21 protein-coding genes and 2 pseudogenes are annotated in these 20,001 nt (G+C 64.0%); 8 read left to right on the top strand and 15 right to left on the bottom strand.

The window, feature by feature from the left end:
* Positions 1-201, top strand: a pseudogene (locus WCE05_RS22415) (hypothetical protein); the annotation flags it as partial.
* Positions 202-429: 228 nt separating this feature from the next.
* Here the strand turns inward: WCE05_RS22415 and WCE05_RS22410 are convergent.
* The 8 genes and pseudogenes from WCE05_RS22410 to WCE05_RS22375 all read right to left on the bottom strand — a co-directional run.
* Positions 430-1,053, bottom strand: a pseudogene (locus tag WCE05_RS22410) (FAD-binding protein); the annotation flags it as partial.
* Positions 1,050-1,514: a low molecular weight protein-tyrosine-phosphatase gene (locus WCE05_RS22405; RefSeq protein WP_253103133.1), complete on the bottom strand. Its 465-nt coding sequence runs from the start codon at positions 1,512-1,514 to the stop codon at positions 1,050-1,052. The gene WCE05_RS22405 and the pseudogene WCE05_RS22410, both read right to left, overlap by 4 nt.
* On the bottom strand, positions 1,514-2,278 hold the full coding sequence (kdsB, locus tag WCE05_RS22400) for a 3-deoxy-manno-octulosonate cytidylyltransferase (RefSeq protein ID WP_368816585.1): 765 nt from the start codon (positions 2,276-2,278) through the stop codon (positions 1,514-1,516). The genes WCE05_RS22405 and kdsB overlap by 1 nt, the downstream gene beginning before the upstream one ends.
* Entirely contained in the window at positions 2,275-2,460 is a 186-nt protein-coding gene (locus WCE05_RS22395; protein WP_011532874.1) for a Trm112 family protein, read from the bottom strand. Before WCE05_RS22395 ends, kdsB begins: the two co-directional genes overlap by 4 nt.
* A gap of 41 nt (positions 2,461-2,501) precedes the next feature.
* Positions 2,502-3,512, bottom strand: a complete 1,011-nt coding sequence (gene lpxK, locus WCE05_RS22390) for a tetraacyldisaccharide 4'-kinase (protein WP_368816584.1) — start codon at positions 3,510-3,512, stop codon at positions 2,502-2,504.
* Entirely contained in the window at positions 3,512-3,946 is a 435-nt protein-coding gene (locus WCE05_RS22385) for an ExbD/TolR family protein (RefSeq protein WP_368816583.1), read from the bottom strand. Before WCE05_RS22385 ends, lpxK begins: the two co-directional genes overlap by 1 nt.
* A complete protein-coding gene (locus tag WCE05_RS22380; RefSeq protein ID WP_225787066.1) occupies positions 3,943-4,512 on the bottom strand; it encodes a MotA/TolQ/ExbB proton channel family protein in 570 nt (189 codons plus the stop codon). The genes WCE05_RS22385 and WCE05_RS22380 overlap by 4 nt, the downstream gene beginning before the upstream one ends.
* Entirely contained in the window at positions 4,403-6,883 is a 2,481-nt protein-coding gene (locus WCE05_RS22375) for a DNA internalization-related competence protein ComEC/Rec2 (RefSeq protein WP_368816582.1), read from the bottom strand. The genes WCE05_RS22380 and WCE05_RS22375 overlap by 110 nt, the downstream gene beginning before the upstream one ends.
* Before the next feature lie 143 nt (positions 6,884-7,026).
* Here WCE05_RS22375 and WCE05_RS22370 point away from each other — a divergent pair, with 143 nt between their 5' ends.
* Complete coding sequence (locus WCE05_RS22370) at positions 7,027-7,653, top strand: DUF2062 domain-containing protein (RefSeq protein WP_225787068.1); 627 nt, start codon at positions 7,027-7,029, stop codon at positions 7,651-7,653.
* On the opposite strand, the gene WCE05_RS22365 is transcribed toward WCE05_RS22370, so the two are convergent.
* From WCE05_RS22365 to WCE05_RS22355, 3 genes are all read right to left on the bottom strand, one after another.
* A complete protein-coding gene (locus tag WCE05_RS22365) occupies positions 7,537-8,316 on the bottom strand; it encodes an ABC transporter permease (protein WP_225787069.1) in 780 nt (259 codons plus the stop codon). The two genes, WCE05_RS22370 and WCE05_RS22365, sit on opposite strands and share 117 nt — an antisense overlap.
* Positions 8,313-9,245, bottom strand: a complete 933-nt coding sequence (locus WCE05_RS22360) for an ABC transporter ATP-binding protein (RefSeq protein WP_225787070.1) — start codon at positions 9,243-9,245, stop codon at positions 8,313-8,315. Before WCE05_RS22360 ends, WCE05_RS22365 begins: the two co-directional genes overlap by 4 nt.
* Before the next feature lie 145 nt (positions 9,246-9,390).
* A complete protein-coding gene (locus WCE05_RS22355) occupies positions 9,391-10,014 on the bottom strand; it encodes a glutathione S-transferase (RefSeq protein WP_368816581.1) in 624 nt (207 codons plus the stop codon).
* 274 nt (positions 10,015-10,288) lie between these two features.
* Between WCE05_RS22355 and WCE05_RS22350 the strand changes: the two genes are divergently transcribed.
* Positions 10,289-12,736, top strand: coding sequence for an acyl-CoA dehydrogenase (locus tag WCE05_RS22350; protein WP_368816580.1), 2,448 nt, complete (start codon positions 10,289-10,291; stop codon positions 12,734-12,736).
* 28 nt (positions 12,737-12,764) lie between these two features.
* On the opposite strand, the gene WCE05_RS22345 is transcribed toward WCE05_RS22350, so the two are convergent.
* The gene (locus tag WCE05_RS22345; RefSeq protein WP_368816579.1) at positions 12,765-14,240 is read right to left on the bottom strand and encodes a hypothetical protein; all 1,476 of its coding nucleotides are present in this window, start codon (positions 14,238-14,240) and stop codon (positions 12,765-12,767) included.
* 144 nt (positions 14,241-14,384) lie between these two features.
* On the opposite strand from WCE05_RS22345, the gene WCE05_RS22340 reads away from it, so the two are divergent.
* The 3 genes from WCE05_RS22340 (at position 14,385) to WCE05_RS22330 (ending at position 16,337) form a co-directional block, all read left to right on the top strand.
* Entirely contained in the window at positions 14,385-14,795 is a 411-nt protein-coding gene (locus WCE05_RS22340; protein ID WP_225787074.1) for a PA2817 family protein, read from the top strand.
* 181 nt (positions 14,796-14,976) lie between these two features.
* Positions 14,977-15,516 (top strand): fimbrial protein, encoded by a 540-nt coding sequence (locus WCE05_RS22335; RefSeq protein WP_368816578.1) that lies wholly within the window; start codon positions 14,977-14,979, stop codon positions 15,514-15,516.
* Positions 15,517-15,584: 68 nt separating this feature from the next.
* Entirely contained in the window at positions 15,585-16,337 is a 753-nt protein-coding gene (locus tag WCE05_RS22330; protein WP_368816577.1) for a molecular chaperone, read from the top strand.
* Between the two features lie 6 nt (positions 16,338-16,343).
* Here the strand turns inward: WCE05_RS22330 and WCE05_RS22325 are convergent, their stop codons facing one another.
* The 3 genes from WCE05_RS22325 to WCE05_RS22315 are packed head-to-tail and all read right to left on the bottom strand — an operon-like array spanning position 16,344 to position 18,845.
* Positions 16,344-16,988, bottom strand: coding sequence for a hypothetical protein (locus WCE05_RS22325; protein ID WP_368816576.1), 645 nt, complete (start codon positions 16,986-16,988; stop codon positions 16,344-16,346).
* Positions 16,948-17,559: a hypothetical protein gene (locus WCE05_RS22320; protein WP_368816575.1), complete on the bottom strand. Its 612-nt coding sequence runs from the start codon at positions 17,557-17,559 to the stop codon at positions 16,948-16,950. Before WCE05_RS22320 ends, WCE05_RS22325 begins: the two co-directional genes overlap by 41 nt.
* Positions 17,560-17,561: 2 nt before the next feature.
* A complete protein-coding gene (locus tag WCE05_RS22315; protein WP_368816586.1) occupies positions 17,562-18,845 on the bottom strand; it encodes a hypothetical protein in 1,284 nt (427 codons plus the stop codon).
* Between WCE05_RS22315 and WCE05_RS22310 the strand changes: the two genes are divergently transcribed.
* Both WCE05_RS22310 and WCE05_RS22305 read left to right on the top strand, forming a co-directional pair.
* Complete coding sequence (locus tag WCE05_RS22310) at positions 18,784-19,257, top strand: fimbrial protein (protein WP_368816574.1); 474 nt, start codon at positions 18,784-18,786, stop codon at positions 19,255-19,257. The two genes, WCE05_RS22315 and WCE05_RS22310, sit on opposite strands and share 62 nt — an antisense overlap.
* A 255-nt stretch (positions 19,258-19,512) precedes the next feature.
* On the top strand, positions 19,513-19,986 hold the full coding sequence (locus WCE05_RS22305) for an autoinducer binding domain-containing protein (RefSeq protein ID WP_253080450.1): 474 nt from the start codon (positions 19,513-19,515) through the stop codon (positions 19,984-19,986).
* The last annotated feature ends 15 nt before the right edge of the window (positions 19,987-20,001 follow it).

Raw genomic sequence — 20,001 nt, 5'->3', positions numbered from 1 at the left:
GTGGGCTCGGATTTGTGTATAAGAGACTGGTGGAAGGGGTACCGGGAAGGGGATGCGGGGGTGCATCGCTTGCAGTCGCTGGTGCTGGTCAACTATGGCCAGGCGAGCGGGGCGCAGTTGCATGACCTGGCGCGCAGGATCCAGGCCGATATCCTGGAACGGTTCGGTGTCGAGTTGGAGATGGAGCCGAACCTGTATTGACCGAGGCGGCTGCTGCGCAGCCGATCGCCGGCAAGCCGGCTCCCACGGGGGCCTTGTTGTGCTTTCGGTCTTTGGTTTCCCCGATGAAAAAGCCCCGCCAGTTCGCACTGGCGGGGCTTTTTCATTCAGCCGATGGCATCAACCGTGGTGAGGCTTGTGCTCCTCGGTGGTTTCCAGGGGCTGTTGCTCGGCCACTTCCGGTTGCTCGGCCGCAGGCGCTTGCTGCTCGACACCCTGCTCAGCCAGGCGCTGACGCACCGGCCCGTAGTCCAGGTGTGCCTGCAATGTACGCGTCAGGGCGAAGCGTACCCGCAGGATCAACCAACGCCCCGGGTTGCGCTTGAACAAACTATCCCGGTAGGCAAAGGCGCACGCCTCCAGGCCGAAGTCCCGCAACTCGCCGGTTTCCCGGTCCAGCGCGGTCAGCCCGGCGAACACATCCTTGATCTCGACCCCATAGGCGCCGACATTCTGCATCGGCGCGGCGCCCACGGTGCCCGGGATCAGGCTGAGGTTCTCCAAACCGCAGAAACCCTGCGCCAGGCTCCACTGCACGAAGGGGTGCCAGGGTTCGCCGGCCTCGGCCTCCACCACCACCCGCTCGCCATCGTCGTGCAACACTCGCCGGCCATGGCTGGCCATGTGCAGCACCAGCGCGTCGACGTCACGCGTGAGCAGCAGGTTGCTGCCACCGCCGAGCACCAGCACCGGCACCTGCCGCTCGCCTGCCTCGGCCAGGGCCTGGCGTATCGCCTCGTCGCTGCACGCCTGGGTGAAGTAACGCGCCGTTACATCGATGCCGAAGGTGTTGTAGGGCTTGAGCGACACCCGCTCCTGCCAGCACGCCGTCATAGCCGCCCCTTGATTTCCACGACCAGCTCTCGGCAGGCGGCCTCGATCAGGTCCAGCACCTGCTCGAAGCCTTCGGCGCCACCGTAGTAAGGGTCCGGTACCTCATCCAGGGCGGCGCCGTAGCGCCGTAGGAACAGGTCGAGCTCGCCGCTCGCGGTGTGCGGGCGCATGGCCTGCAGATGACCGAGATTGTGCTTGTCCATGGCCAGGATCAGGTCGTACTCACCGAAGTGGGCCACCTGGACCTGCTGGGCACGCTGACGCGACAGATCGTAGCCACGCGCCAGGGCGGCGCGGCAGGTACGGCCGTCGGGCGCCTTGCCGACATGCCAGTCACCGGTGCCGGCCGAGGCTACATGGACCTGCGCGGCGAGCCCTTCCGCTTCGAGCTGGTGACGCAGCACGCCTTCGGCGGTCGGCGAACGGCAGATGTTGCCCAGGCAGACGAACAAAATGCGCATCAGGCCTCCAGCAAGCGCCGCACGCGCTCCAGGTCTTCGGGGGTATCGACACCCACGGCCGGGGCCTCGAGCGCATCGGCGACATGGATACGCACGCCGTGCCACAGGGCACGCAACTGCTCCAGCGACTCGGCTTGCTCCAGCCAGCAGGGGCCCCAGGCGACGAAGTCCTGGAGAAAACCCACGCGGTAGGCGTACATGCCGATATGCCGACGGTAAGGCACCGCCTCGGGCAGGCTGTCGCGATCCTTGGCGAAGGCATCCCGCGCCCACGGCAGCGGCGCGCGGCTGAAGGTCAGGGCCAGGCCGTTCTTGTCACTGACGACCTTGACCGCATTGGGGTTGAACACCGCTTGCGGCACGTGGATCGGCTCGGCCAGGGTGGCGATGCCCGCTTCCGGGTGTGCCGCCAGGTTCACCGCCACCTGGTCGATGATCGACGGCGGGATCAGCGGCTCGTCGCCCTGGACGTTGACCACGATAGCGTCGGCAGGCAGTTCCAGGCGCGCGGCGACTTCGGCCAGGCGATCGGTACCCGACTCATGATCGGCGCGGGTCAGCAGCACTTCGGCGCCGAAAGCCTCGCAGGCCTGGACGATGCTCGTATCGTCGGTGGCGATGACCACACGGCTGGCGCCGCTCTTGCGCGCCTGCTCCCACACGTGCTGGACCATCGGCTTGCCGGCGATCGGCAGCAGCGGCTTGCCCGGCAGGCGCGTGGAACGCAGGCGGGCGGGAATCACCACGGTGAAGTTCAGGCTCATTTGTCCAGACGCTCTTCGTCGGTCAGGGTGCGCGCTTCGCTTTCCAGCATCACCGGGATGCCGTCGCGGATCGGGTAGGCCAGGCCCGCGCCCTTGCTGATCAGCTCGGTCTTGTCGGCGCTGAGCTTGAGCGGGCCCTTGGTGATCGGGCAGGCCAGGATGTCGAGCAGTTTGGTGTCCATGGAAGCTTCCTTGAGGCCAATGGCCGGAAATTGACGATGATTCAGGGCTGCCGGTGCGTGGGCAGCAGGCGCGCGAGCTGGCTGTCGAACCAGGCAATGAAGGCTGGCGATGGCACGGCGTCGACCGCCAGGTACCACCAGTCGTCGCTGGCGAACCCACGGCATTTCACCGCATCCTTTTCGGTCATCACCAGCGGCAGCGGCGGGCTGAAGGCCAGGCTTTCGGCGCTGAACTGCGCATGGTCGGCGAAAGGGTGCGGCACCGGCTGCCAGTTTAGCCCCTGCAGGGTGTCGAAGAAACGCCGCGGGTTGCCGATGCCGGCCACGGCATGCACGGCCTGGCCGGCGGCGAAATGATCGAGGGCGCAGCGCTCGCCGCTGCGCAGGTTGACCAGGGCGCTGGGCTGCAAGCGGAAGGCGAAGCCGTTGTCGCGGTCGGCTTCGGCGCCGTTGTACAGCACGGCGTCGGCCTCCAGCAGGCGCTCGGCCGGCTCACGCAGCGGGCCGGCCGGCAGGCAGCGGCCATTGCCCAGGCCGCGGGCGGCATCGATCAGCACCAGTTCCAGGTCACGGGCCAGGCGATAGTGCTGCATGCCATCGTCGCAGAGGATCAGGTCCAGCGGCTCGCTGGCCAGCAGCGCCTGCACGGCGCGGGAGCGGTCGGGGTCGATCATCAGCGGCACGCCGGTGCGCTGGACGATGAGCAGCGGCTCGTCGCCAGCCTGTTCGGCGCCTTGGCCGGCCTCGACGCGCCAAGGCAAGCGGGGTGGCTTGGCGCCATAGCCACGGCTGACCACCCCCACCCTGAGCCCTTGCCGGCGGCAGTGCTCGACCAGCCAGAGGATCATCGGCGTCTTGCCAGTGCCGCCGACGGTGATGTTGCCCACCACGATCACCGGCACCGGTGCGCGGTAGCTGGCGCTGCCACCCTCGAGAAAACGTGCGCGCTTGCGCATCACCACACGCCGGTACAGGGCCTCGAGCGGCCGCAGCAAGGCCAGGGCCGGGTGCCCGGTGTACCAGGCGGCGAGCAAGCGGTCGGCGAAGGCCATCAGAGGGTCCCCTGGGCCGCCTCGACGGTGGTCATGCGCAAGTGGCTGAAGCCGAGTTTGCCGGCAGCATCCATCGCGGTGACCACGGCCTGGTGCGGGGTACGGCCGTCGGCGCTGATCGCCAGGGGCAATTCGGTGTCGCCGCCAGACTCCCGTTGCAGGGCCTCGACCAGGGTGGTCAGGTCGCTCTTGGGCAGCAGGTGGTTGTTGACCGAGTACACGCCATCGGCGCTGATGGTGACCTCCAGGCGCTTGCCCTCCTCCGGCGGCGCCTGCTCGGCACTGGCGGCTTCGGGCAGCTCGACGCGCAGTTGGGTCTCGCGGGTGAAGGTGGTGGTGACCACGAAGAACAGCAACAGCACGAACACCACGTCGATCAACGACGCCAGGTTGATGTCGACGTTCTCCCGCTGCCGATTGCGCCGGAATTTCACGCCTTGCCTCCGGCCACTTCGACTTCGCGATCGCCCTGCAGCACCTCGACCAGCTTGATCGCCTCCTGCTCCATGCCCACCACCAGCTCATCGATGCGCCGCTGCAGGAAGCGGTGGAAGAACACTGCCGGGATACCGACCATCAGGCCAGCGGCGGTGGTGACCAGGGCCTTGGAGATACCACCGGCGAGCACCGCGGGATTGGCGGTCATCTGCGTGCCCATGAAGGCGCTGAAGATGTCGATCATGCCCAGCACCGTGCCCAGCAGGCCCAGCAGCGGCGCCATGGCGGCGATGGTGCCGAGGGTGCTGATGTAGCGCTCCAGCTCGTGGATGACCCGCGAGGCGGCCTCCTCGATGCATTCCTTCATGATCTCGCGGCCATGCCGGGAGTTGGCCAGGCCCGCGGCGAGGATCTCGCCCAGCGGCGAATCGGCACGCAAGGCCTTGAGCTTGTCACTGGTCAGTTGCTTGTCCTTGATCCACATCCACACCTGGCCCAGCAGGTGCGGCGGGGTCACGCGACTGGCGCGCAGGGTCCACAGGCGTTCGGCGACGATAGCCATGGCGGCGATGGAGCTCAGAATGATCGGCAGCATCATCCAACCGCCGGACTTGACCAATTCCCACACGTTGAACATCCCCTTGGAAAAAGGTCGCCACTCTACCATAGGCGCGAGGGGGGCTCATCTGCCGGAGGTCGCTTCGGGCTGCAAGCCCGAAAGGCTCTCGCCAGAAACGCCGCTGCGCCCGCAGCCCTTCGACCTCGCCGTGGCGCCCCAGTACCAGCCGCAGTGCCCCGTCCACCGCCGTATCGTGAATCGCCAGCCCATGCCGCCGGTACCGCTCGATGACCTGCGGGTGCGGATGCCCGAAGCCATTGCTCCGCCCCCGCGAGATCAGCACACCACGCGGCGCAGTGGCACGGATGAAAGCCTCGGTGGAAGAGCTGCGACTGCCATGGTGCGGTGACTGCAACCAGTCGATACGCGGCCCACCGGTGGCATCCAGCCAGGCCCGTTCGGCACCCGCCTCGATATCCCCGGCCAACAGCAGGCGCTCGCCCTGGGCTTCGACCAGCAAGGTGCAGGAGCGATCGTTGCTCCCCTGCCCTTCGGGCCAGCGCCAGAGCGAGAAACGCACGCCGTCCCATTCCCAGCGCTGGTCGTTGCTGCACGCTTGTGCCTGCAACGCCTGTGGCAACGCCATCGCCTCGCCAGCGAGCACGCGGCCAACCGGCAAGCCGCGATGAATGGCCTGCGCGCCACCGGCATGGTCGGCATGGGCGTGGCTGATCAGCAGCAGGTCAAGGTGACTCACCCCCAGCTTGCGCAGGGTCGGTAACACCACGTGCTCGCCCAGGTCGGTGTCGCCCCAGGCGGGGCCGGCATCGTAGAGCAGGCTGTGGTTGCGGGTGCGCAGCAGCACCGCCAGGCCTTGGCCGACATCCAACTGCCAGACCTCCACCTGGCCCTGCGGTACTTGTTCCCTAGGCGCCCACAGGGCCAGCAGCATGACCAGCCCCAGGCCACGCAGAGGCACGCCCCGAGGCAACAACACCAGCACCGCCCCGGCGAGTACCAACAGCCAGGCCCAAAGCGGCAGGGACGGAGGCGTCCAGGCCGGGCGCCAGCCTGCCACCACGGCCAGCAGGCGAAACAGCAGATCGACCAAGCCACCGGCCAGCCACAGCAGCGCCTCGCCCAGCCCTGCCAGCGGCAGCAGCGCCGTCCCCAGCAGGGCCAGGGGTAGCACGGCCAGGCTTATCCAGGGTACCGCCAGCAGATTGACCAGCGGGGCGGTGAGGCTGACCGGCAACCCCAAGGCCAACAAGGCCGGCAACAGGCCCACGGCGATCACCCACTGGGCGCGGCTCCAGGCCTGCCAGGGCCGCCAGCCACCGAGACGGCCGCCAAAACAGTAGATCAGCACCGCCACCGCCGCGAACGACAGCCAGAAGCCCGGCAACAAGCTGGCCAGCGGCTCGACCAGCAGTACGCCCACCAGCGCCAGCAACAAGGGAAACAAGGCACCGAGATGGCGAAAACGCAGGCGCCACAGCAGCACGGCCGCCAACATCAGGCACGCCCGCTGCACCGGTACCTGGAACCCCGCCAATGCGCCATAGCCCAGGGCCGCGAGCATTGCCAGGGCGCAAGCCCAAGGCAGCCAGGGCAAGCGCCTTGGCCAGGCGCCCAGACGCGCGGCCCCGGCCACCAGGCCATACACCAGCCCAGCCAGCAGGCCGATGTGCTGCCCGGAAATCACCAGCAGGTGCACCGTGCCGGTGGCCTGCAACACCTGCCATTGCTCACGCGCAAGCCCTGCGCCATCGCCCAGCACCAGCGCCGCCAGCACCGCCTCGCGCCCCTGGGCATTCACCGCCAGCAGACGCTGGCGCACGGCATCGCGCCAGGCCCCCGTGGCCGGTGCCTGCAACTGCCCGGCCTTGACCGTGCCCGTGGCGCCGATCCGCCGCGCCAGCAAGGTCGCCTCGCGGTCCGGGCCATGAGGGTTGAGCAGGCCATGGGGGCGCTTGAGCGTTACCGCCAGCCGCCAGCGTTCGCCAGCCTTGACCGGCGGGCCGTCGAACCAGCTCAGTTGCAGCCGCCGGGGCAAGCCCGCGCGGCGCGATACCGCCTCGTCCAGCTCGAAGCGCATGGCCCGCCCCGACTGGGCCGGCAGGCCCGTTACCCGCCCCTCCAACCACAGCGTACGGCCATCCAGCTCCGCCGCCAGGCGATCGTCCAGTGCCAACTGCGCCGACCAGCAGGCCCAGGCCAGGCCCAGCAGCAGGCAGCCCAGCGGCCAGCCGCGCGTACACAGGCATGCCAGGCCGGCCAGGGCCAGCACGAGCAGCCACCCGACCGATGGCAAGGCGGGGAGAAAGCCCAGGCTCAACAGCCCGAGCGCGAGCGCAAACATCCCTGTGCGCATGAGGTAAGGCTCCAGAAGCACAATCGCCTTCTGAGGCATAGACGAAATGGCGACAAAGCCCGCTCAACAATTGTCACAAACTCTGAACGAGGCTGTGCGGGAATCAGGGCATACTGAGCGCCTTCGACCCGCCGGGAGCCTACATGCCGCGCCGTCTTTTCAAACGCTACATGCCGGATCCGACCAGCATTCGAGAACACAAGTCCTTACGTTTTCTCGGCCGATTGCTGCACGATCCGAACCTCTGGCACCTGAACCGCCATTCGGTGGCGCGGGCCATGGGTGTCGGCCTGTTCGCAGCGCTCATCCCCCTTCCCATGCAGATGCTGCTGGCGGCCAGCCTGGCGATCCCGCTGCGTGGCAACCTGCCGATCGCGGTCAGCCTGGTGTGGCTGACCAACCCGCTGACCATGCCACCGGTGTTCTTCGTCACCTACATGACCGGCGCCTGGCTGATGCAGATCCCACCGCGCACCCTCCCCGACGAACTGACCTTCGAGTGGATCACCGCCCAGCTCGCCACCGTCTGGCAGCCGTTCCTGCTCGGTTCGGTGGTCTGCGGCGTGGTCCTGGGCGTGCTCGCCTACTTCGCGACCATGCTGTACTGGCGCTGGTGGGTGGGCCGGCAGTGGCGCCGGCGCAAGCAGCGGCTGTCAGGCACGCATGCCGCGGCCGCTGACCAGCAGGCGGACACACAGCAGGTAGAGCACCGCGGTGGCCACCAGCATGAACGTAATCGCCGTGCCAATACGGATATCCGACACCCCTAGGATGCCGTAGCGGAACGAATTGACCATGTGCAGCACCGGGTTGGCCAGCGACACGGTCTGCCAGAACGGCGGCAGCAGGTTGATCGAGTAGAACACCCCGCCCAGGTAGGTCAGCGGCGTGAGCACGAAGGTCGGGATGATCGAGATATCGTCGAAGTTGCGCGCGAATACCGCGTTGACGAAGCCCAGCAGCGAGAAGATGGTCGCGGTCAGCAGCACCACGACGATGGTCACGCCCAGGTGATGCACCTGCAATTGGGTGAAGAACAGCGACAGCAAGGTGACGATCACCCCCACGGCCAGCCCCCGCAGCACACCGCCCAGCACATAGCCGACGAGAATGGTGTGCGGCGACACCGGCGAGACCATCAGTTCCTCGATCGAGCGCTGGAACTTGCTGCCGAAGAAACTCGACACCACGTTGCCGTAGGAGTTGGTGATCACCGACATCATGATCAGCCCCGGGACGATGTACTCCATGTAGCTGAAGCCGCCCATGTCGCCGATCTGCCGGCCGATCAGGTTACCGAAGATCACGAAGTACAGGACCATGGTGATCGCCGGGGGCAGCAGGGTCTGTGGCCAGATGCGCAGGAAACGCCGGACTTCGCGGTAGACGATGGTATTGAGGGCGACCCAGTTGGTGCGCAGTTCCAGGTTCATACGGCCACCTTCGACAGGTTCTTTTCCACCAGGGCCACGAACAGTTCCTCGAGTCGGTTGGTCTTGTTGCGCAGGCTCTGCACCTCGATGTTGCGCAGCGCCAGCTGGCCGAACAGCGCGGTGATACCGATGTCCTTGTCCACTTGCACCTCGAGGGTGTGCGGGGTGATCAGCCGGCACGGATATCCCTCCAGCGCCGGTGCGGCGGGCAAGTCGTGCTTGAGGTCGAGGACGAAGGTCTCGACGTGCAGCTTGCCGAGCAGCTTGCGCATGCTGGTGTTCTCGACGATGGTGCCGTGGTCGATGATGCCGATGTTGCGGCACAGTTGCTCGGCTTCCTCCAGGTAGTGCGTGGTCAGGATGATGGTGATGCCCTTCTGGTTCAGCTCGGTGAGAAAGCTCCACATCGAGCGGCGCAGCTCGATGTCCACCCCGGCGGTCGGCTCGTCGAGGATCAGCAGGCGCGGCTCGTGGATCAGCGCCCTAGCGATCATCAGCCGGCGCTTCATGCCACCGGACAGCGAACGCGATGGCACGTCGCGCTTGTCCCACAGGCCGAGCTGGGTCAGGTACTGTTCGGCGCGCTCCTTGGCCAGCTTGGCCGGGATACCGTAGTAACCCGCCTGGGTGACGACGATATCGAAGGTCTTCTCGAACTGGTTGAAGTTGAACTCCTGGGGCACCACGCCCAGGCAGCGCTTGAGCGCCGCAGGCTCGCGGTCCAGGTCGTGGCCGAAGACATTCACCGTGCCGCTGGTCTTGTTCACCAGGGTCGAGAGAATGCCGATGGTGGTGGATTTGCCGGCGCCGTTGGGGCCGAGCAAGGCGAAGAAGTCGCCCTCGGCAACCTCCAGGTCGATGCCCTTGAGGGCCTGGAAGCCATTGCCGTAGGTTTTGGTCAACTGTCGTATGGACAGGGCGGAACTCATAGCGGGTCACTTACCGAAGAAAAAGGTGCAGGACACGCCAGGTAAAGTCACTGGCGCAGTGAGTGCAGCCAATGGTGCAAGGCCTGGCCGCACAAGTACAGTCATGTCTATTGATAATGACTATCGAAGAAGCCGAGGTGTTCGATCAGGTCAGCGCGGTCATCACCGCTGCCTGGTAGGCCGGGCGCGCCGTCAGGCGCTCGTACCAGGCTTCCAGGTGGTGCATGGCCGGGCGCTCGATGGGCATCTCGAACCAGGCATAGATGAAACTCCCCAATGGGATGTCGCCCATGCCGATCTGGTCACCAGACAAGTACGACTGGTGGGCCAGGGTTTCATCGGCGATGGCCAGCAGTTGGGCACATTGCTTGTGCGCGGCGTTGATCGCCACCCAGTCGCGCTGCTCTTCGGGCGTGCGCAGCAGGCCCCAGAACAGCGGGCGGAACGGGCCGGCGAAGGACGAGGTGGCCCAGTCCATCCACTTGTCGGCCTGGGCGCGCTGGCGAGGATCGTCCAGGTACCAGCCCTGCTCCTGGCCGTACTCGGCGCAAAGGTAGCGGACGATGGCGTTGGACTCCCACAGCACCAGGTCGCCGTCCTCGAGCATCGGCACCAGGCCGTTGGGGTTGCGCGCCCGGTAGTGAGGCTCGTCGACCACGCCAAAGGCGCCGCCGGCATCGATGGATTCGAAATCGAGGCCCAGTTCGTGGGCGATCCACAGCGCCTTGCGCACATTGCTCGAGTTCTTGCGGCCCCAGATCTTCAGCATGACCCTGTCCTTGTGAATGCGGAGGGTGACCAGTCTACTCCAGAGAACCGCTTCGCGCCCCATCGCCGGCAGCCCCACAGGTTCGGCACCGCCCCCAACAACGGCGCGGTCCATGTGGGGCTTGCCAGCGATGGGCTGCAAGGCAGCCCCAGAATGACGAACCCGACAGAACTCCAGCAACCACACCCTGTCATTGTTCAGACCCTACCCTTCATGCCGTTGCGTCTAAGCTCTGTGGGACGGCTCAAGCCCCTGGTTCCAAGGAGGACCGATTATGTTGCTGTTGTGGTTGGTGGTGCTGGTGATCGGCGCGGCGTACCTCACGCACCGGCGCCTGGCGCCCTTGCAGATCCTGGGCATCCTCGCGGCCTATGTGCTGCTGATGGGCATTTTCAGCAGCGCCCCCGGCTGGCTGCTGACCCTGCTGTGGATCGTGCTGGCACTGAAGATCGCCCTGGTGGCATTGCCGCAGTGGCGGCGCAAGGTATTCACAGGCCCGGTGTTCGAATGGTTCCAGCGCACCCTGCCGCCCATGTCGCAGACCGAGCGCGAGGCCATCGACGCCGGCACCGTGTGGTGGGACGGCGAGCTGTTCAGCGGCCGCCCGAACTGGAACACCCTGCTCGACTATCCGGCACCGAAACTGACCGACGAAGAACAAGCCTTCATCGACGGCCCAACCGAAGCACTCTGCGCCATGGTCAGCGACTGGCAGATCGGCCAGGACCTGGACCTGCCGCCCGAAGCCTGGCAGCACATCAAGGATCAAGGTTTCTTCGCCCTGATCATCCCCAAGGAATACGGCGGCAAGGGCTTCTCCGCCTACGCCCACTCCCAGGTGGCGATGAAGCTGGCCACCCGCAGCGGCGACCTGGCCTCCACGGTGATGGTGCCCAACTCCCTGGGCCCGGCCGAACTGCTGCTGCACTACGGCACCGACGAGCAGCGCAATCACTACCTGCCACGCCTGGCCCGTGGCGAGGAAATCCCCTGCTTCGCCCTCACCGGCCCCTTGGCCGGCTCCGACGCCGGTGCGATGCCTGATACCGGTATCGTCTGCAAGGGCCAGTGGAATGGCGAAGAGGTCATCGGCCTGCGCCTGAACTGGGAAAAGCGCTACATCACCCTCGGCCCGATCGCCACCCTGCTGGGCCTGGCGTTCAAGGCCTACGACCCGGACCACCTGCTGGGCGAGGAAGAAGAGCTGGGCATCAGCCTGGCGCTGATCCCCACCGACACCCCCGGCGTCGAGATCGGCAAGCGCCACCTGCCCCTGGGCGCCGCCTTCATGAACGGCCCCAACAGCGGCAAGGACGTGTTCGTGCCGCTGGACTTCCTCATCGGCGGCCAGGGTATGCTCGGCAAGGGCTGGATGATGCTGATGAACTGCCTGTCGGTAGGCCGCTCGATCTCCTTGCCTGCCGTGGGCACCGGGGTGGGCAAGTACACCAGCCTGGTCACCGGCCAGTACGCCAACATCCGTGAGCAGTTCAACGTACCGCTGGCGGCCTTCGAGGGTATCCAGGAATCCCTCGCCCGCATCGGCGGCAACGCCTGGCTGATGGACAGCGCCCGCCTGCTCACCGCCAAGGCCGTGGACCTGGGCGAGAAGCCCTCGGTGTTGTCGGCGATCCTCAAGTATCACCTGACCGAACGTGGCCGCGAGTGCATCCAGCACGCCATGGACGTGCATGGCGGCAAGGCCATCATCATGGGCCCGAACAACTACCTGGGCCGCAACTGGCAAGGTGCGCCGATCTTCATCACCGTCGAGGGCGCCAACATCCTCTCGCGCAACCTGATGATCTTCGGCCAGGGCGCGATCCGCTGCCACCCGTTCGTGCTCGAGGAAATGGCCCTGGCCGGGCGCGAGGACCGTGGGCAGGCGCTGGCCGAGTTCGATGAGCTGCTGATGAAGCACATCATGTTCGCCGCCGGCAACGCGGCCAGCACCCTGGTCTACAACCTCGGCCTGGGCCGCCTGGAGAACGTCCCTGGCGATGCCCTGAGCCAAGGCTACTTCCGTGCGCTCAACCGCCAGGCCGCGGCCTTCGCCCTGCTGGCCGACCTGTCGATGATGCTGCTCGGCGGTGCGCTGAAGCGCCGCGAACGGCTGAGCGCACGCCTGGGCGATGTGCTGAGCCACCTGTACCTGGGCTCGGCGGCGCTCAAGCGCTATCACGACCTGGGTTCGCCCGAGCACATGCAGCCCCTGTTGCGCTGGGCCATGGAAGAAAGCCTGGGCCAGGCGGAAAACGCCCTGGACCGGTTGCTCGATAACTTCCCTAACCGTTTCGTCGGTTGTGCCTTACGCGTCCTGGTGTTTCCGTTCGGCCGTCGGCATACCGGGCCGAGCGACGAGCTGGACGCCGAGGTGGCGGCGCTGATCGGCCGAAGCAAAGGTGACCCGGCGCTCGAAGAATTGTTGACCGGTTGCTTCCGGCCCCAGGCCGAAGGCGACCCGGTGGCGGCACTGCAGCGGGCCTGCGACCTGCTGGATGAAACCGGGCCTTTGCACAAGACGCTGCACCACGCCATCAAGGAGGGGGGGGTACGGCTAGCGAACGGGCAATCGGCTATCGACGAAGCCGTCGCAGCCGGTGTCCTGCAGCCAGCCGAGGGCCAGCGTTTGCACGAAGCCGAAAGAGCCCGACGGGCAGTGATCGACGTCGATGCATTCGAAAAAGACGCGCTCACGCTCAACCCAGACCAGGTGCGATAGCCGGCATAAGCCAGATAGCAGCGAGCGGTCATTCATTGAACAGCTCGCTCACTTTCTCCGCTGAGAACAACGGGACGGGAATGATCGTGAACGCCCAATACATGAACCGGGTGTCACTCAGGTCGCGCGCCCACACGGCAGTGAAAGCAGTGGGCAAGACAGCGGCGGGCGTGAACACGCCCGCCCGAGAGATCTTTCCATTGCCCGAAACGATCTTCCACTCGAGCTCGTCGGCTGGAACTTGTACTTGCTCATCGGATTCAGCGCTCACGTACCATAGCGACAGCGACAGTTTGCCTGCTGACACCTTGGCCTTGAAAAAATGCGTCTGGGGCGCATAACGGGAAATGAATGTTGAGAAGGCAATGCTCTCACCTCGGCTGGCCTTGATCACATCCACCGTCACAGGCTCCCGGACCGTCGCCGACAGCGCGGCAGGGCGGTCGGTCTTGTTGTCAGGCTCCAGTTCGGCGGCTGGTTGCAGCGCCGCTGGCGGGAAGTAGTACTGCCTACCGTTTTCACGCCCCATCGTCCCCAGATGGGCACCTTCGAAAGCAAAGGTGGCCTCACCGGCAGGCTCAAGCACAAGTTCCTGCTTGGCATCGAAACTGCCAATCGCGCGGACCAGAGGCGTGATGGCCATTGTGTTCGTCAAACCGGCTATCTCATCGTCGGACGATCGTGGCGTTGCCGCCGTACCAGCCGCATAGAATGCCCAGTAACTGTAGAGGCTGGCTTCAAAGACACCGCCCTCGAATTCGAACGATGACGGCGGAGCCAAAAGCGAAGCGATCCATTGACTATCGCTCGGCGGCAGATCTTTATAAACCTCGGGGTACATCAACGATGAAATAATGATCACATTGTAATCACTGGCGATCTCTGCTGATGGCGGTGCTGCTGCAAAAGCGCGCGTGTCCTCGCCGAACAGCCAAAGCCAGGGCGAAAACTTACCAGCGTTTTCGAAATGCACCGATATATCATGCATGAGCGGGTTCAACGGTGGCGTAAGGCGATACAACAGCGTTTGCCCCCGACGTTCGAAATAGCCTCTGAAAAACGCAAGATCCGCATCGCTACCATTAAAGGTGTACTCGGCCGGACTCGACCACTCCAGGCGCAGCGCCCCCAGGTCCAAGGTCCTGTAGCGTAACCGACTGTCCCCCAGCAAGGCCTTGATCGACAGGGTCTTATCGTCACCGGGCCATGTCTGGCTTATGTCACTGACCCAACCATGACTTGTGCCTGCTTCGTGGGTCAGGGTCATCTCCAAGTCACTCAGCAGGTGCTTGCTCACTTCAATATGCTTATCGGTATAGAGAAGCGATGGGTAACCCAGCCACACCAGCCTGATTTTCCTACTGACCGGGCCGGTGATGCGGTCAAAATAGACTCTCTCGCTTTTTGCCGTTGCTTTGTCGGCATGCAGCCTCCACTGGCGATTGATCGTGTCCCGATCAATCAGGAAAAACACCGGCGAAGGCTCGAGCTCCATGATTTTCATCGCAACTCTCCTCTTTCGTCCAAGTGGAACACCTTTCCCCTCGGCTCGAAACTGGCAGAATTGTCAGGTACGAAAAATCTGGCTGTCCGGTGATGCACCGACCTCTATAATCCCGTCCCACTCAATTTCCTCGAGGACTTTTTCATGGCGACCGACTACCAAGCCTACCACCTGCAGTTGCTGCATCATCTGCGCACCATCCTGGTAGCACTCGGCGACGCCGAGCAGGTGCCTGAAGAAAGCCACACGCTGTTCCTGGAGCGCTTCGATGAACTGCTTGCCGTGCTTCCCAAGGACCCGCTCGAAAGCCAGTACCTCGGCCAGGACCTGATCTGCCAGGTGATCCAGCGCTACCCGCAGATTGCCCATCTGGTCCCCCGTGACCTGCTGTGGTTCTTCGGCGGGGATTGCCTGCATTTCATGCCTGACGAAGAACTGGACCTGTATCAGCGACTGGAAGAACTCCGGTACGAGGCAGAGCAGAAAGGCGAAGCGTTCGACTGGCACCAGCAAAAGCAACGGCTCAGCCTGCCAGACGGTGACGGCCGGCACTGAGGTGCCCCCGTGCGTCACGCTCGAGCGCCTGAGCCTTAACGGGCTGCAGAGTAACCGTCCATATTTCCACGCCCCTCGGGTGAAGAGCCTTACATTTTTGTAGAGCCATCCCACCTATCCTGCGAGCCGAACATGCGCGTCCATGTTTGAGCATCGTTTTTCACCTTCAGGATCTATGGATATGAAAAAGACTTTGGCAGCCCTCGCCTTGGGCTTAGCAAGCAGCGCCGCAGTGGCCAATACGGGCAACATCAATTTTCACGGCACGGTCACACCGGGGGGCACCTGCCCCATCGAAATCGTCGAGCCCGGCAGCGGCGGCACCATTCTCCCCCGCGTGGTGATTGGTAACTTTCACCCCAGTTATTTCGACACCGTTGGCAAGCGAACCCCGCATATTCCATTCGCCCTGCGTGTCACACCGGGAGCCGGTTGCACCATCAACCCAGGTGAGCAAGGTTACGTGACCTTCTCGCCCCTCCACGGCCCCAGCGGCACCGATCTCTATGCACTGCGACCAGGCGGTGCCGAGGGGCTGGCACTGGCCATTCAAGACAAGAGCAGGACCAACCTGGCGCCCGATGCGGAGTCGGCAGGCTACGCGCTCGACGATACCAAGCCCACTGACATGCTGTTCTACGCCATGTACCAGGCTACCAACGCAACCGTCACCCCAGGTTATGCTGCCGCTGATGTGACCTTCCTGGTCGACATCAAGTAATACGTTGCTCCAGGCAGTCTCGAACCAGCCTGGAGCATTCCGTTACCCGCCCACCACGAGATTCTTCCATGTTTCGCAAGATCCTGCGCGGTTGCCAGTTGCCAGTAGCGGTGGCAGCCTGCCTGGGCCTGGGCCTGGGCCTGCTCTCGCCGCTCGACGCCCATGCAGCCCTGACCATCAGCGCAACCCGCCTTATCCAGCCCAGCGACAAGCACAGTACGTCCTTGATCGTCGCCAACCCCAGTCAGCGCACTTATGCCGCGCAAGCCTGGGTCAACACCAGCACCGACGACAACGCCACCGCAGTCCCGTTGATCGCGTCGCCAGCCTTGTTCCGTATCGATCCGGGCAGCGAGCAGACCGTGCAGATCAACCGTCTGCCCAATGACCTGCCGCAAGATCGCGAGTCATTGTTTTTCTTCAATTTGCAGGAGATTCCCCAGTCGGATGCCGAACCAGGCAACGCCTTGACCATCGCCATGCGCACCCGTATCAAGGTCTTCTACCGCCCAAGCCAGCTCAAAGGTCGCCCGCAAGATCGGCTGGCGGAGCTGGCCTGGTCAGTGCAGTCGATAGAGGGCAAGGCGCATCTGGTGGTGGACAACCCCTCTCCTTTTCACTTCACCTTCAACCAACTCACCGTCACCGGCCCCCAAGCGAGCGAGAAAATCGAATCCAGGCACATGGCGCTCCCCTTGAGCCGTCAAACCTATCCACTCCATACGTTGTCGGTCCAGGATGGACTGAAGGTCGAGTTCACCACCGTCAATGACTATGGTGGTATCACTCCCAAAGTGATCAGCCCCGTGAGCCGATCCTGATACGTCTCATGCCTTCAGCATCGGGCTATAGGTGGGGAAGTCGACCCATGTCTTGCCCGCGTCGAAACTCACCCCCACATGCAGCGTGAAGGTGTGGTTACGGCGCAGTTGCGCCAGATACGTCTTGGGAACTGTCACATTATCGTTCATCCCGATACCCTGGCTGACCTCGCCCGGTGTGACGACATGCGCTTCGAGCACAGGGTAAGGCGGTGCATCACCACCACTTTGCAGGACGCCAGTGATGGTGATCCTGACCTGCTGGCCAACGGCCATCCATGACCAGGTCCCCAACCTGACAGGTACCAGCGCTGGCGCCGACCCGAGACTGAAACCATTACCATCGGCCCCTTGCAACTGCACTTGGGGCAAGTGCTCCGACAGTGGGCTTACAGCAAGACTACGCGCAGCAGAAGGGAAGGTATCCACCCCATCAAACACGTGGTAGCCGACAACCACCGTTTGCCGACTGTAGGCCAGGAGGTTTTTCACCGGGATGAGAAAATGCCGCTCGGTTCCAGGCTGCGGCTCGGCTGTGGAGAAATAACCATAATCGCCCGGCTCGCCCCATGTCACCGTCACCGTCTCGTCCGGAAACAACCGGGCTGTCTCAGGGATTTCTACCAATAAAGGCTCGACGAATGCATTCATCGACAACGTAAGGTCTGGCCCTGCGCCGGTTGCCTGGGGAATTTCCACCCAGCCCAGGTCGCGTGGTATTGGCTGAGCGTTCACCCCCATCTCCAACGAACGAGCCAGCGCGCTCAGATTGCCCGCGCGATCCTCTACGCCTGAGGTAGGTGTCGGGCACCACCTTCAGTTCGCCAATTACCTCGAAGCGATAGCCCATGCCCAGATAGAGCACGTCCTTTTTCCTGAATCGCTGGACGTTGCCCGCCAACATGGACGTATACAGACAACTGCCTGCAATCAGCTCCATCGTCACTTTGAGCCTGGTGCTCGTCCCCACCGCCCCCTTGAATGACAGTTGCGCAGGGCCCAGGACCACATTGTCGAAGGTCACCTGCTCGGTACGCGACTCGTCGATGTAATAGCTGCCGCTGATCGGGGTCGCCATGCCCTCGAGGCCAAACGCCTCGACATACCGCGTCTGCAGCGCTTCATTGACCGGATCGCGGCCCAAGGCAAGTATCGCGCCCCAACCGTGCATGGCGTCACCCTTCTTGAGCGCATCGAGCAAGTCTGGCAATGAATAGGCCATGGTCAAAACCTCCGGCTACGTACCAACTGACGCATCTGCGCGGTACATGCCGCCTCGGCGTCGGTATAAGGCATAGGCAGCACCGTGTAATTCCAGATCGAAATGAGCGGACTGTTTTTAACTGCGCCGGCGATAATCACGTAGTCGCCCTCGTCCTCCCCAGGGGTGTAGATTCCCGTAGCGGCATCGACGCTGCCTGTGCCTTTGACGGTGTTGCTTTTGAACTCGGTGAAAAAGTCGCCACCATCGAAACTGGCCCTGGCGTACAGGGTGAAGGTTTCACCGAGGGGCACTTGTTCGAGCAGGCTTTTCGCCAGTTTGGCCTTCACCCCCGCCTTCACCTCCTGCGCGGTCACCGGCAGGGCATCACGGATGGCCTCCTCCCATGAGTCGGGGCCCGGGCCCCTGCCAATCGACAAGGTGAGCAATTGCCCTTCGGCGATGAACGACCAGGTGCCCAATGACAAGTCAGCACCCGCTGCCGGTACAGCTGCCAGCGACAAGCTGACAGGCCCGGCCTGCTCACAGGTGACCTGCGGATGGTACTGGGCAGGCACCGGTTTTATCCGCAGGAAGAAATGCTCGGAATCCACGTGCCCCTTGGCACTGACCAGCCGGTAGAACACGGGGAAACGACGCGACTCGTCCTTCTCCCCTCTGCCCATGTTCGCCGGTACGTATTCAGGCGGAATATGGAATCGCAACGGGTTGTCGGGGCTCGCCGGCTCCTCGGCGATGTATTGGCCGAGCGGCGAAATCCCCCACCAATGCACGTGCAGTGCTTCGCCTGGCTGCACGACCCCGGGCGGTACATCGACGTAAACGCCGCTCAGGGTATCGTCAGCTGCCAGGGTGCCCCAGTTGGGTGTCGCATCAGCGGTGGCACGGTTGACCAACAACGCCTCCAGCTGGCGTGCCATCACTACCTCGAGCCGCAACGCTTCGGAGCGCAGCCCAGCCCCTTCTCGACCGAACAGATAGCTCACCTCCACAGTGGCCCCCTGGCTCTCGGCCAAGACCGCGAAATCCACCTGGAACGCAATCGATTGCGACGCGACCGTGCTGGGGTCGACGCGCAGGGTCTGCAGGTAATCCCGGGCAGGGCTGCGCCAGCGCAGGACAATGCGGTCGGAAACAGCCATCTCGTCGTAGATGGGCACCCGCACGACCAGGCCATTGCGAAATTGCGCCGGGTCCAACGGGTCGCCCTCCTCGTGCCCGTCGATGACCGGCTTGCCCAACGGAGGCGGCAGCGTTGCCATCGAGTCGACGGCCAGGCGCTGCACGGGAGACCCGGTACTCTTGGGCGACTACAAGCTCGATGATTTCAAAGGTGTTGGTACGACAACACCTGCGGTGCCCTTCCATATCACACTGAGCGATTGCCAGGATGCCAGCGCGCCTAACCCTCAGCCCGCCCGAGTTCATATCGAGCTCGATGGCGTGAAAGGCTCGACCCCAACCGTACCGGCTGAAGGGCGGTTCAGCCTGACGGGAAGCTCGGACGCCACGGGCATCGAAATCCAACTATTACGCAGCGATGGCACACCGATGCCGCTAGGTACCAAGGTAAATGTGAAACCCGTGGAGATAGGCGTGACACGCCTGGATTTCCAGGCCCGCTACTACCAGAGCGCCTCGAAGGTCACACCAGGGCTGGCGGAGGGCGCGTTGAGCTTTACTGTGAGTTACGAGTGACGGGGGCGGCCTCGGCTCCGGCAAGGCTCAGCTCGACCTCCAGACGCCAAGTACAAAAACCACCATGCTCCATTGGCAGGTTAGATTTCATCAGCCACCTGATTAAACATCCTGTTTATTTTCCTGGACACGGATTCAGCGCTACAGTGGTTGACCTATCAGCCCCGGCTAGCGCCGCCTCAACGATTCCAGAAAGAAAGGTAGTCGGACCGCCACGACCGACACAGGTCAGGCGTCAACCTACAAGGAGGTGCAATGAAATGCAGGACCATTGAACACTGGCAACGCTTGAGCGATCTACCTGCAATGCTCGACGCCCTGCCGGATATCACCAACGAACTGGGATTTCGGTTCCATGACTTTTCCTTCTGCAGCCCTGGGCATCACGTCGAGTCAGGTAACCTGCCGGCGGGAGCCCCTGCATTGATTCACGCCGCACTCGAGCTTAGCGCCCCCCACCAGCAAGGTTCGGAGCTCCCGTTGTTCTGGACCCCAGAAATCTTCGCCGCCACCCCTGACATGTGGGCCAGGGCGCAAGCGATGGGCTTGACGCATGGCTGGGTGCAGCCGCTGCACGACGGCACGGCCAGGAGCAGCCTGGCGCTCCTGCGCCCCGACGCCAGCGTGTCGGCAGCAGAGCTCTACGAGAAAGCGGCCATCGTCATCTGGGTGGGTAAACAGCTTCATCGGGCCGCAGCGCAAGCGGGTCACGGAGGCTCGAGCGTCTGACGCACCCTTGCCCAT

The sequence above is a fragment of the Pseudomonas sp. I2 genome (assembly GCF_040984075.1).
Taxonomy (GTDB): domain Bacteria; phylum Pseudomonadota; class Gammaproteobacteria; order Pseudomonadales; family Pseudomonadaceae; genus Aquipseudomonas; species Aquipseudomonas guariconensis_B.
The sequence above is the reverse complement of the archived record's forward strand: the minus strand, read 5'-3'. Positions and strand labels throughout refer to the sequence as shown.